The 12,963-nt window shown below is 52.2% G+C and carries 11 protein-coding genes and 1 pseudogene; 10 read left to right on the top strand and 2 right to left on the bottom strand.

Features of this window, described 5'->3' with window-relative positions; all coding sequences use genetic code 11:
• Window positions 1–860 precede the first annotated feature (860 nt).
• The 9 genes and pseudogenes from cas10 to SYN7336_RS00775 all read left to right on the top strand — a co-directional run.
• The gene (cas10, locus tag SYN7336_RS00730; RefSeq protein WP_017323994.1) at window positions 861–3,200 is read left to right on the top strand and encodes a type III-A CRISPR-associated protein Cas10/Csm1; all 2,340 of its coding nucleotides are present in this window, start codon (window positions 861–863) and stop codon (window positions 3,198–3,200) included.
• Window positions 3,193–3,705: a type III-A CRISPR-associated protein Csm2 gene (gene csm2 / locus SYN7336_RS00735; RefSeq protein ID WP_017323995.1), complete on the top strand. Its 513-nt coding sequence runs from the start codon at window positions 3,193–3,195 to the stop codon at window positions 3,703–3,705. Before cas10 ends, csm2 begins: the two co-directional genes overlap by 8 nt.
• Window positions 3,706–3,707: 2 nt before the next feature.
• A complete protein-coding gene (gene csm3, locus SYN7336_RS00740) occupies window positions 3,708–4,679 on the top strand; it encodes a type III-A CRISPR-associated RAMP protein Csm3 (RefSeq protein WP_017323996.1) in 972 nt (323 codons plus the stop codon).
• A 29-nt stretch (window positions 4,680–4,708) separates the two neighbouring features.
• On the top strand, window positions 4,709–5,812 hold the full coding sequence (gene csm4, locus SYN7336_RS00745) for a type III-A CRISPR-associated RAMP protein Csm4 (RefSeq protein ID WP_017323997.1): 1,104 nt from the start codon (window positions 4,709–4,711) through the stop codon (window positions 5,810–5,812).
• Window positions 5,813–5,828: 16 nt separating this feature from the next.
• Window positions 5,829–6,125, top strand: a complete 297-nt coding sequence (locus tag SYN7336_RS23815; RefSeq protein WP_017323998.1) for a hypothetical protein — start codon at window positions 5,829–5,831, stop codon at window positions 6,123–6,125.
• A 60-nt stretch (window positions 6,126–6,185) separates the two neighbouring features.
• Window positions 6,186–7,460 carry a type III-A CRISPR-associated RAMP protein Csm5 gene (gene csm5, locus SYN7336_RS00760; protein WP_017323999.1) on the top strand — a complete coding sequence of 425 codons (1,275 nt, stop codon included), beginning with the start codon at window positions 6,186–6,188 and terminating at the stop codon, window positions 7,458–7,460.
• A 7-nt stretch (window positions 7,461–7,467) separates the two neighbouring features.
• Window positions 7,468–8,220 (top strand): CRISPR system precrRNA processing endoribonuclease RAMP protein Cas6, encoded by a 753-nt coding sequence (gene cas6, locus SYN7336_RS00765; RefSeq protein ID WP_227498573.1) that lies wholly within the window; start codon window positions 7,468–7,470, stop codon window positions 8,218–8,220.
• Window positions 8,221–8,635: 415 nt separating this feature from the next.
• Window positions 8,636–9,286 (top strand): hypothetical protein, encoded by a 651-nt coding sequence (locus SYN7336_RS23820; protein WP_156819961.1) that lies wholly within the window; start codon window positions 8,636–8,638, stop codon window positions 9,284–9,286.
• Window positions 9,287–9,734: 448 nt separating this feature from the next.
• Window positions 9,735–9,977, top strand: a pseudogene (locus SYN7336_RS00775) (IS4 family transposase); the annotation flags it as partial.
• 103 nt (window positions 9,978–10,080) lie between these two features.
• Here SYN7336_RS00775 and SYN7336_RS00780 read toward each other — a convergent pair.
• Window positions 10,081–11,058: a hypothetical protein gene (locus SYN7336_RS00780; RefSeq protein ID WP_193789869.1), complete on the bottom strand. Its 978-nt coding sequence runs from the start codon at window positions 11,056–11,058 to the stop codon at window positions 10,081–10,083.
• A 177-nt stretch (window positions 11,059–11,235) separates the two neighbouring features.
• Entirely contained in the window at window positions 11,236–11,415 is a 180-nt protein-coding gene (locus tag SYN7336_RS23825; RefSeq protein WP_038025648.1) for a hypothetical protein, read from the bottom strand.
• 310 nt (window positions 11,416–11,725) lie between these two features.
• Here SYN7336_RS23825 and recF point away from each other — a divergent pair, with 310 nt between their 5' ends.
• A complete protein-coding gene (recF, locus tag SYN7336_RS00790; protein WP_017324005.1) occupies window positions 11,726–12,844 on the top strand; it encodes a DNA replication/repair protein RecF in 1,119 nt (372 codons plus the stop codon).
• Window positions 12,845–12,963: the final 119 nt, after the last annotated feature.

Below are 12,963 nucleotides of genomic sequence, written 5' to 3' on the forward strand. Positions count from 1 at the left end.
GGTAGTCCTCAATCTACTATCTCGCCCAGTGTAAGCCAGTGCCCGCAACACTACTTATGTATTCCATATTAATTATGTATTCCCCTTGCGGGGATCGGGTAATATTTCAACTTAGTTAAGGTCGTCAGTCCATTAGAAGCCAATGCTTCAGTCCCCGCTAGGGGAAGTTTTTGGCACCTACTTAAGATCGAGTATAGGTCTTCCAGCAACAGTCTGGAAAGTTTTTGGGCCAAGTCTGTAAAGATTGCGGAGGTAAGGGTCCGTAGGATTATTGATTTTTCTCAAGGTTAGGTCTGGAGCTGACATTGAATAAGAATATGCTATCTCATAGCTTGACAGAGTTTTGGTTGCTATAGCAATCCTAGATGAGTTATAAATTTGAGTCCTTGCCAGCGTTGGGTTTCAGCCCTCAAGTCGTCTACGGCTGACGTAGGATCGCTATATCGACCCCTTGAGTACTGCTCGGAATATTGTCCCAAGATATGCATTCGGAAAAGCCTATGATATGCTAGGAGCACGTCCTCAAGATTCAAGGAGTAACTTATGTTGCCTTTGCTTAGTTAGAACAACATCTACTTATTTAAGCCCGTCTGTCCACCACCTCAAAGAGAGTCTAAAATGAAATATTCCCCAATCAACGAGCTAGTTGCAATAGCGGCTGATACGCTAGTCAAGTTTTTTCACCGAAGCTTGGGTTTTAAGCTCAAGTATTCCCATATAACTGGCCTCGAAATCGAGATTACTTTAAACTCAGGCTAGTTTAGCTATAGGGCTGGAGGTCACTACGTCTACCTCCAGCCCTATGTTTTAATACGCATCATTTATTCTCCGGTCCTAAGTGAACGTGGAAAGCTCCCAGTATGACCGAAATATCCCATCAAATCGCCCTCAATATCTTTCAACAAGCCCTATTAAACCTCGCACAATGGGCCAACACCCCCTTAGCCCACCAACCATCACCCGTACCCCCCAACGCCGATCGCGCCATCCAAACCACCAAACACCTCACCCAATGGCTCCCTAACGCAACCATCGGCCCCCTCAAAGTCATCTTCGACACGATCGCTCTTCGCCAAACCCAGCCCTGCAACCACTACTGGCCTCCCCAAGCGATCGCCACCCCCCCAAGCGATCGCCCCAACCCATCCCCAGCCATCCCTTACCCCACAACCCAACCCCCCTTACAAGCAGAACTCGACACCCTCAAACAAGACATCAAAACTGCCCTAGCCACCCTGACCCCAACAGACTGGCAAAACCTCCCCTATCTGATGCTGTTCCTCGAAAAATACGGCACCTATCTCAGCTATACCCAGCCAGACATCGCCCTCTACGACCTCGTCAAAACCACAGCCGCGATCGCCTCCAGCCTCGGTAACACCCCCGACGCCCCCAAACTCAGCCTCATCGCAGGCGACCTCTCCGGCATCCAAGACTTCATCTACACCATCGCCTCCGACGGAGCCCTTAAATCCCTACGAGCCCGCAGCTTCACGCTGGAACTCGTGACCGAAGAAATCGTTCAGCAACTATCCATCCGCCTGAACCTCCCGAGATCGAACACCCTCTACGCAGGCGGCGGCAACCTCTACCTGTTGGCACCCGCCAATGACTTCACAGCCTCCACCGTTGCCGCCATTCGGGATGAATTCAACACCTGGCTTTTCGACGAATTTCAAGGGAAAGTCTTTTTAAGCTTGGCCCAGCAGACATTTCAGACAGAAACTGTCGCCACCCCAGCCTTTACCAATAGCTGGCAAGGCGCGATCGCCCAACTCAGCCTCCAAAAAAGCCGCAAATTCGAGAGCCAACTCGACCGCCTCTTAGCGATATCGGCCTCCCACGAGCCTTGTAAAGTCTGTCACCGAGACGACATTGAAACCCTGAAACCCCTCGACGGCGAAGATGGCGTCGATGCCTGCCCCACCTGTCGAAAGATGTTTGCACTGGGGGGCCAGCTTTTGGATGTGGGGGCGTTAGTTCGCTCGTCTGTCTCCCCCCAAGGCAATCAGCAGAATTACATCCAAATCTTTTCAAAAGATCGCGCTACTTACTACTATCTTTTCCCAAACGCCAAAGCCATCCCTCCAGAACCCCAAACCGTTTACCTCATCAACAATTGGGATCTTTCCCTCTACAAATTCCCCCATTTCGAGAACCCGACCCCCCTGCTGCTGGGCAACTACGGAGAAAGAACCGCCCTCGCATCCGAAACAGGCGTTATGACTGCCGCAGAAATGGCAGAACGAGCCACAGGCATTCAGCGGGTGGGTCACCTGCGCATGGACGTCGATCGACTGGGACAGATATTTGCCGAAGGCTTGGGGGAGCACTACACCTTGCCCAGACTGGCGGGACTCTCGCGGCAAATGAGCTATTTTTTCAAGGTCTATCTCAACAGCTTGGCCGCATTCCGCGCTCGCAACTTCCTCGACCTTGCCGATACGCAACCCTTTCGCAGCATCACCAAGCAACCCCGTCAGGAACTTCTCTTCATCTACGCAGGCGGAGACGATCTGTTCGTCAGTGGAGCCTGGGATCGGGTCGTGGAATTCGCCTTCGATGTCTACCAGAGCTTTCGAGCCTTCACCGGCTGGCATCCCGACATCACCCTTTCCGGCGGTATCAGCCTCAGCCTGCCCAAGTATCCCCTCTACCAATCCGCAGCCGATTCCGGTCGGGCTGAAAGCAACGCCAAAGGCAACGGTCGCGATAGTTTGGGATTGTTCGATCGCGTCTTTAAATGGCGGGAATGGCTGGGGGAATTCGATAGCAAAGTCGCAGCGATCGACAGCATCCCCGAAGACATCCGCACCTACATCGGCGACGACAGCTCGCTGGCTTTGTTTGGGGTTCTACCCTTCGTGGAGCGATTGCAAGAACTGCTAGGCACCGACACTTCCAAAGGCTTCGTTCGCAATCTCCTCGCCACCGCCCAGTTACAAGAAAAGTGGCTGGAAAGCGCAGACAAGCAGGACGTCGAGCACCGTCGCGATATCCGTTATTTCCTGCACCTACCGAAAGTTGCCTACACCCTCTCCCGGCTTCCCAACGCGGTCAAAAACGCGCAAGGCTTCGATGACATCAGTACATCCCTAAAAAGCCCGTACAACGCCCCATACTTTCGCGCGATCGCCACCTGGCTAGACCTTCTCAATCGCTCAACTGCTTCAGTAAAGGGAATCCCCACCCATGAGTAGACCCAACAAACCCGTCCACAAATCATCCGGCAAAGGCCAACACGATCGGCATCAGCCATCCGATCGCAACCCGTCAGACAGGATCGATCGCCAAATGATTGCCACAATTCAGGGTCTCGAAGACGGCTTGCATACCTACAACATCCGTACTCTCGTAGAACATGCCGCCACATTTGGTCCGTACCTGCGCAATCAACCTCTGGAAACCAACCAAATTCGCAAGTTCCTCGATGCGATCAACCGTCTCAAAGCTCAACTGACGGGCGGCGAGACGGGCGCGGGCAATGCCAGGGACGATGCCGCCCTATTTGCCAATATTGAAACCGATATTGTCCTGCTCAAGCCAAAACTCGCCTACGCTGCGGCTCGACAAAAAGCGGCGAAACCCTTAAGCGATGTCATGTCAGCAGCCATCGACAAAGTCCGCAGCCTGGAGGATTTCGAACGCTTGGTTCAACTGATCGAATCCACCATCGCCTATCACAAAGCCGAGGGAGGCAAATAAGTATGACCGTTGTCGAACGACCCCAAAAAGCTTTACTCGGAAAACTGCGCGTCACCAGCACGTTAGTGGTAGAGACGGGCTTGCATATCGGTGGAGGCGGTGAAACCCTCGAGATCGGCGGGGTGGACAAGTTGGTTGTTCGCGATCCGATTACTCAACAACCCTACCTACCCGGCTCGTCCATTAAAGGAAAGCTGCGAGCAATTCTGGAACGCTTGCTCAACAAGCCCCTTAACCGCGTTGGCAATAAAATCTGGCGTTACGAAAGTGACGATCTAGTGGATGGTTACACCGAGCTAGGCACCGAAGTCTACGTTGCCTATGAAGGAGCGGCAACCTGTACCGTCAGCCGCGTCTTTGGCTCCACCGGCGGTTCTAAATGCTGGATTCCCTCTGAGATTGCCCGCGAGGAAGAATTAGCTCCCGTCAACGCGCCCAAGACCGCCATCAAAGGAGAAGAGTACACCTGCATTCAAGGCCGTAACTCTCCAGCGCGTTTAATCGTGCGCGACGCCCATCTGCTGCCCGAATCGGCGCAGCAACTGGCCAAGATCGATACCGGCTTGTATATGACCGAATGGAAATTCGAGAACGGCATCGATCGCATTACCTCCGCCGCCAACCCGAGACAAGTGGAGCGCATCCCGGCAGGAACTAAGTTCCGCTTCGAGATGGTTTACACCGTGGAGGACGAAGCCCAAGCCATCGAAGACTTGAACAACCTGGCGATCGCCCTTGCCATTCTCGAAGACGACGCCCTCGGGGGACACGGTTCGCGCGGCTACGGCAAAGTCCGCTTCGAGCAATTCCGGTTTTATTACCGGGGGGTGGCGCAGTACCGCCAAGTGACGGCAGGAACTGCGGATTTCTTACAACCCATTTTCGAGATGGCAGATACTGCCGCCCTGTTGCAGCAATTTGGCGAACTGACCGGTGCAGTCCGAGAACGACTCCTACCGGGAGGCGATGCTTAGGGATGGGAAGTCACTGGAGATTAATTCGTTTGAACTTTGGCCGCAGCCCCACCCACTTCGGCGAATTGGGGATCGGTCTCGAACAAACCTCCGAACGGGTGCGCTCTGACACCCTCTTCAGCGCTTGGGTCAGTGCCTACGCCAAGATCTTCCAAAAGGAAGGGGTAGAAGCCTTGCTGGCTCGATTCAACCACTCGCCAGCGCCTCCCTTTCGAGTCAGTTCGACCTTCGTTTATCGGCGAGAAGGCGATCGCTTCATCGACTATCTACCCAAACTCGTCGAACGCCCCAACGGCTATCCCGATAACGACCTCGCCTTCGCCAAGACCTATCGAAAGCTCGCTTACCTCCCCCTCCCCATCTGGCGGCGGTGGTATCAGGGTGGGCGATTTACACCGAGCGATGCTGCAGAGCTCGCACACTACAGCGACAATCCCTCCGAGAGTTCGTCGCTGTCTTTATTTGAAGCAGGATGCTTCAGCTACGGCGATGCCTTTGAGTCCTACGAATTACCCAAGGTCTCGATCGATCGCACCACCCGCGCCACCAACTTCTACCACACCGGCTACACCCAGTTTGCTTGGGAGGCGGGGGCCGAGCTGGCGGACGTATGGGAAGAGGACTGGAACGATGAGGGCATCAGAAGCTTGGCAGGATTGTACTTTCTCTTAGAATTGCCCGAAGAATCGCCAGAATTGGAGGAGCAGCTGAGACAGGCTCTGATGGTGTTGGGGGAAGAGGGGATCGGTGGAGAGCGCTCCAGTGGGGCCGGACGATTTCGCGTAGCGAAATCTTGGCAGCTGCCGGAGCACTGGCAGGCAGTGGTGGAACCCAAAGTAGAGGCCGATCGCCATGCGTTGCTGAGCCTGTTCTACCAAGCGGGCCTGCAGTCGAGCTGGTTGGGGGAAGAAGCTCGCTACGCTATCCAAGAACGGGGCGGCTGGATTGCCTCGCCATTCTCGGGGCGGCAGTTGCGACGAAAGAGGGTGCGGATGTTTGCGGAGGGCTCTGTTTTTCCGCAGAAGCCTGAAGGGCAGTTGGCGGATGTGACGCCCGAGCAATTCACCCTCCATCCGATTTACCGCAATGGCATTGCGGTGAGTTTGCCAGTCAAACTGAAAGCAGCTAGCTGAACGGGGAGGTATTCTGATGACCGAGCAATACTCGATCGATCGCATCCAAACTGACTGGAAAGAGATCGCCGACGAACTGGCCAAAGGCAATCCAGTCGAGCTGTTGGGCACAGACAAACGCATTGGCATTCTGGTCTCTAGCGACGACGACAAACGGCTGGCCGCCTCCCAAGCCTCACCCTTTCGAGAGGAATCATTTTGGGACGGCTATCGCGCATTCCGGCAGAAAGCCGATTCCTCGGCGATCGACCCCGACGACGATCTGTTTGCCAACGTCCGAGATCCTTCTCCCGGTCGCGAGGTGAATTGGTGAGTCTGCGCTATCTGATTGTCGATTTCCAGTTCTTCAACGACCTCTCTATCGAAAATTGGTATGACTCTCGCCCCTAGCACTGCTATCTTCAAACCCAACCTCGCCGATTCCCGCACTGTGCGGCTAACGGGACGCTTCCTCCACATTGGCTCGGCGGTTCGACAATTGAATCCTTACGAGTACGTCCAAAGTGGCAAGTTTGTCTATTTGACCGATACGGATTTGCTGGCGCGAGAGCTCCAGCGGCGAGGCTTTTTGAACGAGTACATTCGTTGCGTCGAGGCGCGCGACCCGATTGCGTCATTGTTAGAGGATGCTCTGGGCAAGGAGTGGGCAGCCGCCAGAGCGCCAGATGGCGAAGCGATCTTTCCGAAAAACCGGCGCATCTTGAAACAGACCTCCCAAAAGATTACCGATCTGCGCCCCGCGATTCGAGATGGCTTCTGGCGACATTACGTTCCGGGTTCTTCGATTAAAGGGGCGATTCGAACCGCGATCGCCTATCGTCTGCTCAAATATGCCGAGTATTATCGAGTGCCCCAACAACAACGTCCCAGCGCGATCGAGCAACGCCTTAGAGAGTCGATGGGTGAGCTGAAGCATCGGGCAAAAAAAACAGATGACGACCTATTCATGGACGAGCTGTTTACCAATTACGGCTTGAGCTACGGCGATCGCGAGGTGAAGGCGCGGCAGGGACCGAATACGGATATTATGCGGGCGGTGTCGGTGTCGGATTCAGAGCCGCTGCTGGAGGAGAAAGTCGAGCGGCAGGGGCGTAAGCCGGGATTTATCAATTTGCCAGTGGTGTCGGAGGTATTGGTGTCCAGCCACTACCAGAACTCCAGAGCGAAGTACCGAGCATCTATCTATGCGGAACTGATTTTTAACTTGCGAACCCAATTTACCCTCGCGGTAGATACCGAGATGCTGGCTTGGTTCCACCACAATCGCGACATGCAGCTTCCCTTCGAATCGGTCGAGGATTTGCTCCAGATCTGCGCGGAGTTCGGGCAGGACCAATGGGAGCTAGAGCGAGATTATTGGAGCGAGCTCAAGAATAACTACGACGATCGGGATCGTTCTTTGGATTTTGGCTACATCCGGGAGTTTTACGAGAAAGACTGTCCCTACAGCTTTCGCTTGGGGTGGGGGAGTGGCTTGATGGGGACGACGATTAATTTGGGGATGCCCGAGGACTTGGTAGAACAGATTCGAGATACTTGCGGGATTGCTGCGCCTGGATTTCAAGCCCCCAAATCTCGTCGAACGATTATCAGTCCCCAGGGAGAGATCCGGTTCGTACCCGCCTGGGTCAAGCTGGAGGCACTCTGAGGTGTTGGTGCAGGCGACTTGGCCGCTGAGGGTGGACGAGCCGGTCTCTTTGCCGCAATCTTATGGCTTGGAGTTGGTCCGGCTGTTGCACAAGCGGCTGGGGATTGAGATGGGAAGTGAGGCGGTACCGTCTACGTCTTGTTCGGGCATTGTCGGTCGCTGCTCGCTGTCGCGGGAGTTTGTGACATTTGAACCGCAGCAGGACTATTGGCTGTCTTTGTGTGGCTTGCAGGGGGAGTCTTCGAAGGCAATTTTAGATTTGGGGATGGGCGATCGCCTGGAGATGTTGGGGGGATGTTTTGAGGTGGGCGATCGCGAAGTGGATGTGACGAGTTACGAGCAGATGTATCAGGAGAAGGTGGCGCAAGAGCCAGAGCCTTTGAAGTATCTCGATCTAGAGTTCATAACGCCGACGACTTTTTCCCAGAATCGGCTTTATTTGCCTTTACCGGTGCCGGTGATGATGTTTCGCAGTTGGTTGGAGCGCTGGAATCGGTTTGCGCCAGTGTATTTGGGGGGGGACGAGTTGTTGATGTTTTTGGGGGAGGGGGTGGCGGTGTCGCGGCATCGGATTCAGTCGCGATCGTTAGTGGTGGGGACCAGTCGGGTGACAGGATTTGTAGGGAATGTGTCGTTGCGGGTGATGGGGTGGGTCGATCCGTTGTTGGGGAATGTAGCACGGCTGTTGGTGGAATATGGGAGCTTTGCAGGGACCGGAACTAAGACTCGGATTGGAATGGGCTGTACTCGGGTCAAGTAAGCGGGTGACCTTTTAGTTTCCATCCCCTTACGGGGAAGAAGAGGTTGAAACTTCAGGCTTAACGGCCTCATGCCGAGATACGTGTAGAAACCTGTAGAATAAGCCTCAAAGCCTTGCCAGATAAAGGTTTCCAGTTTTCTTAAATATGCAGATATCCTTGAAAGCTATACCAGGAAAGGATTTCAGGCTCTTCTTATAGCCTGAGTTATTTATTCAAGAGTCCTTTCTATTCGGAAAAAGCTCGGTAAAATAGACTGAAACGCAGTAAATTCGTTGATTTTGACGTGAGATTAGCACTGTAGAGCAAGAATCCATCAAAGCCATATCCCATAAGGCTTTGAGCACTAATCTGCAGGTTTCTACACGTATCTCGGCATGAGACCAATATTGAACCATGGCATGTGAGAGGAATGAGATGAAGATAGTTTCCCGAAATATCCTAGAAAAGGAATATCTGTCTTGTTCATCTATTCACATTCAAGACTTTTTTTTAGATGAAACTTGGGGGTCTTTACCTATAAAATCAAGCACAAATGAATGGATTTTAATGGATATATTCTCTTCTAAAAATATTGAAGAAATTGAATTGATGTATGCAATTTTTTATTGTGCATCATTAGTCAGAGATGAAGGTATTTATTTTCTGTATCCTGGCAGGAATGCTTCACAAGATCACAACGAATGGGGACATTACATCGAAATTCCTGCACTAGAAGATATTTCAGAAGAAATTTATTCTTCAGATAGTGAATATAAATCTTGTTTTTATCAAAGTATTTTCAATATCAATCCATTTTATCGACTACTTTCCTCATCTGGAAAATGGGCATTGGAAGTAGGTGATAAAACTATTCTAATTGGAGGCAGCAAAGAATTTATACTTGCTCTTACAGAGCTTCTTCCTAACATAAAAAAACGATACCTGACTCTTATATCAAATATTCAGTATGATTATGATTCAGGCCAAATAAAAGATGTACATTGGTTGATAGATATTTTAAAGAATATTTTCTCAAAGGAAAAATTCAACGAACTTTTATTGAACTTCCCATGCCTCAAAGAGTAACGGGGTTTGAGTAGTCGGCGACCCAAAAACTACGCTAATCCGTCCAGTTTGGCGCGGTTCAAGATCGGGAATTTTGGGGTAACACTTTCACGACAAAGCGGGCCATCACGGGAGGATGACCAGGCTAGACATATGGGGTCGGACGCTCTTTGGAAGCGTTGGAACCCCAACAATTTGAGCCAGTGTGGATGAGCGCTCCCCGTCATCAGCTCGGTAGGTGTGGCGGCTCGCAAACAGAATCGGCAGGGCTTACAAATAAGGCAATTTTGGGCTCACATTAATTGCAAATAAGGTGGGCTCAGGAGGCTATCCACTTAAGCCGGGACAGCAGACGGGGCAGGCATTTGAGGTCGTGTCCCTTTTCTAAATTTTCTGGGCAAAGGTAACTCGCCCATCTGCTCAAGCAAGGACTCAAACAAGTCAGGAAAAGAGCGTAAGTTGGTAGCCCTCCGAGGCTTTAGATTCTCATGTCAATGCCAGTCTCATGGCACTGAATTTAGCCAAAACCGCCTTGCAACAGCAGCGGCCGACCCATGAGCCGCTCAGCTTCTCCATAGCTTCTTACAAACGGTTGGCTCTCAACGAACCTCTTTTAGACTTATTTATTTCCATGTTTGAGCTAAAGCCGACTTTAATTAAATCTCATCCCAACTACCAGAACCTGCTTGCCTACGGGGCTATAGCCGCCTGATTCTGTCCGAAGTATTGCCAGAAACTGTCTAGATTATCTTACACCAATCATAATGTAACGCGTAGGGGGTGGGAAGCCAGAGATCTCAAACCACATTCCATTGTTAAGGAGCGACCCGATCGGTCAAACTATCTGGAGGATTAAATTTCAGACCTTGCGATTGGGCAGATTTGGTAATTTTGAGGTGAATTTTGTTGGCACTGTCGAGCAAAATTTGGGGGTTTGCTTGTTCGGGGGACAAGATATTGGAACGACCTCTCACTTCGACGATCGTCTCTGGTTCAATTAGCCAGTTTCTACCGGAAATTGCCTTGTCGGCACGATCGTCCCAGATTTCGGCCAGCCGATCGCGGATGGCTTGAAACTCGTCGAGATCTTCAAAATTCACCAAGGTAAAATATCGTTTAACTCCTCGTGTATGCACCTCGATCGCATAGACATCAAACTGAATCTGCGGACTTTGAGGGAATTTGACCAGCGGGCCTGCTAACGTTTGTTCGCGTCCGTGCCAATCAGCGATCGCATCGAGAACTTCGATCGGCTGTGCTGTTTCGAGATCGAGTTTTAAGTGTGTCGGTCTGGAGGGGAAAGCTTGGATGCGATAGGAGAGTCGAATAATATCTCCGCGATACAACCCTTCCGTGTACTCTGGTGATTCGACAAAGATGGGCAGGACGCCGTCTTTGTATTCCACGACTAAGATTCGACCGCCCTCTCCGATCGCGTGGACTTTGCCGACAAAATTCGTGCGATCGACTAATTCAGCAGGAATATTGGCTCCTCTTTCATACGCGGGAAACCCATCTAAGCCCGACCAAGATTCTAATACTTGTATAGCGTTGACCAGAATATGCTTTTGGGGGCTAGGATTGGGGATAAAAGACCCCTGAACACAAACGCGATCGTGGCGACTGATTTGGCTTAACTTGGTTTGAATTTCTCCATTTCGAGCTAACAGAGAAAATTCTCGACGATTGAAGAAATTTTCGGGTTCTTGCACCGACATCACATAAAGTTGGGATGGGGCAGCCGCTCCGTGAACTCTGCCGATTAGGCCGGTATTTTGCAGCTCGTTTGACAATTGGGTTAGGTTTAAGTCTTCGTAAGCCCCAGCATGATAGCTACAGGGTTCGGCTGAAGATCCAAAAACTTTTAACCCAACGATGAGGAGGATTCCAAAAGCAATCAGAAGAGTTTTAAGATATCTTGTGGAGAACATGAATGCCAGATAGTGCTAAATTCAAATACCGGTGCAGCGTCAATCTAAAGGCGTCGGATTGCCGTACTGGAAGTCTCCGCGATTACTCGACTGAATTTCTACATAGGCTTGTGTTTCCATATTAAAATAGTCTTCGCCCCACAGCTCCATCTCAGTAATGTACCAAGTGCCGGTGAAAGGATTCTCTAAATCCATAGAATTCAGTTTTTTTACAGCCATGGTTGGACCCTCTCACAAATCCCCCACTGGTGGATAGCTTTTCTTTCCACTCCTTCCTCAAAACGGTCTGGAGTATTGCAATGAAAACCAGTCTATATCAAACCAATGTTGAGGGAAGCGAGACAGCAGTATTGACAAACTACATGTTACCTGATGGTAGCCGACTGCAGATGCCAGCTTTCTCGATGCTGATTTAGCCAAAGTCCAGATAGCACGCGATCGGCTGGACTCCACCTCAGCCAGTCAGCTCCACGATCGCCTGCAGGCATTATCTGCCGTAAGCTTGGATGAGGTTTTTTAGGACTGAGGCTTGTATCTGCGATCGCTTCACCTGCGCCACTTTCGCAACTACACCGACCAACTGGCCACCTTCGAGTCGCCAAAAACCATTTTGGTGGGAGATAACGCGCAGGGGAAATCGAACTTACTCGAAGCCGTGGAGCTGTTGGCGACACTCGCCTCCCATCGAGCCAACCGCGATCGCGAATTCGTCCAAAACACCCACCCGGTAGGAGCGCTCGCCGCCGAGCTCGATCGCCACGGTACCCTACACGAACTTTCAATTGACCTGCGCGCCCAAGGGCGGCGATCGCTGCGGGTAGATGGCCAACTGGTGCGGCGGCGGGCAGAATTTCTCGGACAGCTCAACGCCGTCAACTTCTCTAGCCTCGACCTCGACTTAGTCCGGGGTAGCCCCAGCACCCGCCGCGACTGGCTGGACGGCATTTTGCTGCAACTGGAGCCCGTCTACGGCGAAATTCTCGACCAATATCGACAGGTGCTCAAACAGCGCAATGCCCTGCTCAAATCCCCCACAGTCCCTAACGAAAGCACTCTAGCGGCTTGGAATGCCCAATTGGTGGCGACCGGCACCCGCGCGATTCGACGGCGATCGCGACTGCTGCAGCGACTGCAGCCCCTTGCCAGCCAGTGGCACGCCGCCATCAGTGGCGATCGCGAAACTCTGAGGGTGACCTACGAGCCGCAAGTGGCGATCGCCACACCCAACCCCACCGCCCTAGAGGTAGAGGATGTCTTTTGGCAGGCGATCGCCGAAAAAACAACCGCCGAGCGGCTGCGGGGCACATCGCTGGTGGGGCCGCATCGGGACGACGTTCAGTTGATTGTCAACGATGCCCCCGCGCGCCAATACGGGTCGCAGGGGCAGCAGCGCACGCTGGTCCTCTCGCTCAAATTGGCCGAACTGGAACTGATTGAAACGGTCGTGGGCGACTCGCCCCTACTGTTGCTGGACGATGTTTTGGCAGAACTGGACTTGCAGCGCCAAGATCGCCTCCTCGATGCGATCGGCAACCGCGTTCAAACTCTGGTGACTGCCACGCATTTAGGCAATTTCGATGCCCGCTGGCTAGATGCTGCCCAAATTGTCACCGTGCGCCAGGGCAGCCTCGATTTTGGCTCGTCGTGAAGTTTAGGAAAGCGTCGAGGAGAGCACGCGAACTCTCTATTCAAGCGGTGTATCGCGCACCTGCCCCTGCCGAGACATCAATTGTCGCACCCGTAATGTACGAGGTTGAATCAATGGTT

Source organism: Synechococcus sp. PCC 7336 (assembly GCF_000332275.1).
Lineage (GTDB): Bacteria > Cyanobacteriota > Cyanobacteriia > Thermostichales > PCC-7336 > PCC-7336.